Source organism: Kribbibacterium absianum, from assembly GCF_030067705.1.
In the GTDB taxonomy this organism is placed as follows: domain Bacteria; phylum Actinomycetota; class Coriobacteriia; order Coriobacteriales; family Atopobiaceae; genus Kribbibacterium; species Kribbibacterium absianum.
This window is the reverse complement of the sequence record NZ_JASJEX010000006.1, coordinates 2,067-5,534: the sequence shown is the minus strand read 5'-3', so window position 1 is coordinate 5,534 and position 3,468 is coordinate 2,067. Positions and strand designations below refer to the sequence as shown.

Annotated in this window: 2 rRNA genes (1 of these 2 cut by a window edge); both read left to right on the top strand. The window is 65.6% G+C overall.

Annotated features, from left to right (window positions below):
- The first annotated feature begins 390 nt into the window (after positions 1–390).
- Positions 391–1,903: ribosomal RNA gene (locus QJ043_RS09750) — 16S ribosomal RNA — on the top strand.
- A gap of 302 nt (positions 1,904–2,205) precedes the next feature.
- Positions 2,206–3,468 (top strand): 23S ribosomal RNA (locus tag QJ043_RS09745); it runs 1,788 nt beyond the window's last position.
- Together the 16S and 23S rRNA genes form the textbook arrangement of a ribosomal RNA operon.

Sequence of the window (3,468 nt, the reverse complement as noted above, 5' to 3'; positions counted from 1 at the left end):
TGCCCGCCCCTGCCGATTTGTGAACAGAATGTGAACGCGGCCTTTCCCGGCCGCGGGCCCGGCGGGCCCGGCTATAGTTCTTTCTCGCGCCGCGCACCCGGCGCCCCGGGGAACCGGGGACGAGCAAGGCAAGGGTCGCGGCGGCGGGCACCTTGAGAACCGGATACCGCGGGAGGGAATCCCGCGGGGAGACAGACCATTCAGCAGTGAATGACGCACTTTGAACAGACTTGGTGGTCACTTCGTGTGACCCCGAAGGTTCCAGTGCTTCCTAACTAATGATGGATCCGAGAACGCGACGAAGCGACGAGCTAGTCGTCGTCCTTGGCGCCGGGTCGGCACTCCGCGCAACCTTATTTTGCATCGACGGCTGCCTCCGGGCAGCCGACTCGAACGGAGAGTTCGATCCTGGCTCAGGATGAACGCTGGCGGCGCGCCTAACACATGCAAGTCGAGCGGGATCCACCGAGCTTGCTCGGTGGTGAGAGCGGCGAACGGCTGAGTAACACGTGGGCAACCTGCCCCTCGCACCGGCACAGCCCGGGGAAACCCGGGGTGATTCCGGATACTCCCGCCGGCGGGCATCCGCCGGCGGGGAAAGCCCAGACGGCGAGGGATGGGCCCGCGGCCTGTTAGCTAGTTGGTGGGGCAACGGCCCACCAAGGCCATTATGGGTAGCCGGGTTGAGAGACCGACCGGCCAGATTGGGACTGAGACACGGCCCAGACTCCTACGGGAGGCAGCAGTGGGGAATCTTGCGCAATGGGGGCAACCCTGACGCAGCGACGCCGCGTGCGGGACGAAGGCCTTCGGGTCGTAAACCGCTTTCAGCAGGGACGAGGCCGCGAGGTGACGGTACCTGCAGAAGAAGCCCCGGCTAAATACGTGCCAGCAGCCGCGGTAATACGTATGGGGCGAGCGTTATCCGGATTCATTGGGCGTAAAGCGCGCGTAGGCGGCCCGTTAGGTCGGAGGTAAAAGCCCGGGGCTCAACCCCGGCGAGCCTCCGATACCGGCGGGCTCGAGTGTGGTAGGGGAAGGCGGAATTCCCGGTGTAGCGGTGGAATGCGCAGATATCGGGAAGAACACCGGTGGCGAAGGCGGCCTTCTGGGCCACCACTGACGCTGAGGCGCGAAAGCTGGGGGAGCGAACAGGATTAGATACCCTGGTAGTCCCAGCCGTAAACGATGGACGCTAGGTGTGGGGGGGGAATGCCCTCCGTGCCGCAGCCAACGCATTAAGCGTCCCGCCTGGGGAGTACGGCCGCAAGGCTAAAACTCAAAGGAATTGACGGGGGCCCGCACAAGCAGCGGAGCATGTGGCTTAATTCGAAGCAACGCGAAGAACCTTACCAGGGCTTGACATGGCGGTGAAGCCGCGGAGACGCGGTGGCCGAGAGGAGCCGCCACAGGTGGTGCATGGCTGTCGTCAGCTCGTGCCGTGAGGTGTTGGGTTAAGTCCCGCAACGAGCGCAACCCCCGCCGCGTGTTGCCACCGGGTCGTGCCGGGCACTCGCGCGGGACCGCCGGCGTCAAGCCGGAGGAAGGTGGGGACGATGTCAAGTCATCATGCCCCTTATGCCCTGGGCTGCACACGTGCTACAATGGCCGGCACAACGGGATGCGGACGCGCGAGCGCGAGCGGACCCCTCAAAGCCGGCCCCAGTTCGGATCGGGGGCTGCAACCCGCCCCCGTGAAGTCGGAGTTGCTAGTAATCGCGGATCAGCACGCCGCGGTGAATGCGTTCCCGGGCCTTGTACACACCGCCCGTCACACCACCCGAGTCGTCTGCACCCGAAGTCGCCGGCCCCTCCGGGGGAGGCGCCTAAGGTGTGGGGGGCGAGGGGGGTGAAGTCGTAACAAGGTAGCCGTACCGGAAGGTGCGGCTGGATCACCTCCTTTCTAGGGAGAAGAGAAGCTTCTTTCAGGAAGACACCTTTGGACCTTGCCGGAGCGACCGTCCCGGCGCCTGTCCCCCCGCGACCTTCCCGCGGCGTCCGGCCCCGAGGGGGCCCGCCCCCCGTACCTTGAGAGCCGCATAGCGCGTAATTGGAAGGCCCCGGCCGCTGAGCCGGGGCCCGCATCTGATCGCAGCAGCCACCTCGGTGGCTGCTCAGTGTGTGCAAGATAGCAAGCGAATCCACCTTGGATTCATTCCAAGGATCATGGCAGTTCGATCCCGCGCCGGGCGCAGCGCGCCCGGGGCGGAAGATACGAAAGGCGCACGGTGGATGCCTTGGCACAGGAAGCCGAAGAAGGGCGCGGCAAGCCGCGATAGGCCCGGGGGAGGCGCACACGGCCTTCGATCCCGGGGTACCCGAATGGGGGAACCCGCCCGGCGGAGACGCCGGGCGCCCGGCCGCCGAACACATAGGCGGCCGGGCGGCAACCCGGGGAACTGAAACATCTCAGTACCCGGAGGAAGAGAAATCAAACGAGATCCCGTGAGTAGTGGCGAGCGAAAGCGGGCCAGGCCAAACCGGCGGGAGCGGAAGCCCCGCCGGGGTTGTAGGACCGGGCATGTGGAGTCACAAAGGCGCGTCGCAGCGGAACGGCCTGGGAAGGCCGGCCGGAGGGGGTTAGAGCCCCGTACGCGAAGCGACGAGCCCTCCGCCCGTCATCCTGAGTACCGCCCAGCACGTGAGACTGGGTGGGAAGCTGGGGGGCCCACCCTCCAAGCCTGAACACTCTCCTGTGACCGATAGTGGACCAGTACCGTGAGGGAAAGGTGAAAAGCACCCCGGGAGGGGAGTGAAACAGCGCCTGAAACCGTGCGCCCACAAGCAGTCGGAGCCCCCCTCGGGGGGTGACGGCGTGCCTTTTGTAGAATGAGCCAGCGAGTCACGGCGCGCGGCGAGGTTAAGGTTTGAACCGAGCCGCAGCGAGAGCGAGCCTGAACAGGGCGACACAAGTCGCGCGCCGTGGACGCGAAGCCGGGTGAGCTACCCATGGGCAGGCTGAAGCGGGGGTAAGACCCCGTGGAGGGCCGAACCCACCTAGGTTGAAAACTGGGGGGATGACCCGTGGGTAGGGGTGAAAGGCCAATCAAACCCGGAGATATCTCGTTCTCCCCGAAATAGCTTTAGGGCTAGCCCCGGCCGTTCTCCCTCGGAGGTAGAGCACCGGATGGGCGCGGGGGCCTCACCGCCTACCAACCCCAACCGAACTCCGAATGCCGAAGGGATCAGAGGCCGGGAGTCAGAAAGCGTGGGCTAAGCTGCGCTTTCGAGAGGGAAACAGCCCAGACCGCCCGCCAAGGCCCCCAAGTCGAGGCCGAGTGGCAAAGGATGTGCGTCCGCCCAGACAACCAGGATGTTGGCTTAGAAGCAGCCACCCATTCAAAGAGTGCGTAACAGCTCACTGGTCGAGTGGACATGCGCCGACAATACACGGGGCTAAGCCTCGCGCCGAAGCGGCGGATTCGGCACCTGAGGGTGCCGTCTGGTAGGGGAGCGTCCCAGGGGGGG